Annotated in this window: 1 protein-coding gene; it reads left to right on the plus strand. The window is 30.2% G+C overall.

Annotated elements, in window-relative coordinates; genetic code table 11:
• A partial coding sequence (locus E3E36_RS12205) for a hypothetical protein (protein WP_206203707.1) occupies nucleotides 1–265 on the plus strand: 265 nt, incomplete at its 5' end.
• Between the last annotated feature and the right edge of the window lie 156 nt (nucleotides 266–421).

The raw sequence follows: 421 nt of genomic DNA on the forward strand, positions 1-421 counted from the left end.
ACACTCAATGGAAAAAAATGTAACAGCTTACGAACCACATCTAGCTTTATTTGTAGCGGATAGTAACCCTTTAATATTCTATGAAAAAATTGTCGAATTTGCTTTAACGAAACTGCATAAACAAGGTAAGATTTTTGTAGAAATTAATGAGGCTCTGGGAAAAGATACAGTTGATTTGTTTGAAAAATATTCCTTCAAATGTTTATTAAGAAAAGACTTGCAGGGAAAAGACAGGATGATTAAAGCAGAAAAAATGAATGATTAATACTGCGGAATAATTCTGTAAATAGCCCAAGTATTGGTTTCAAACATTAACCTTGTTTGAATCCTCGATTGCCTTTCCATCAACTTTCTATTGTATTCATTCAATACAGTAAAAGATTTGAATAGATTATTATCTTTTGCAATACACACATATCTT

The sequence above is a fragment of the Thermococcus sp. M36 genome (assembly GCF_012027355.1).
Classification (GTDB): Archaea; Methanobacteriota_B; Thermococci; order Thermococcales; family Thermococcaceae; genus Thermococcus.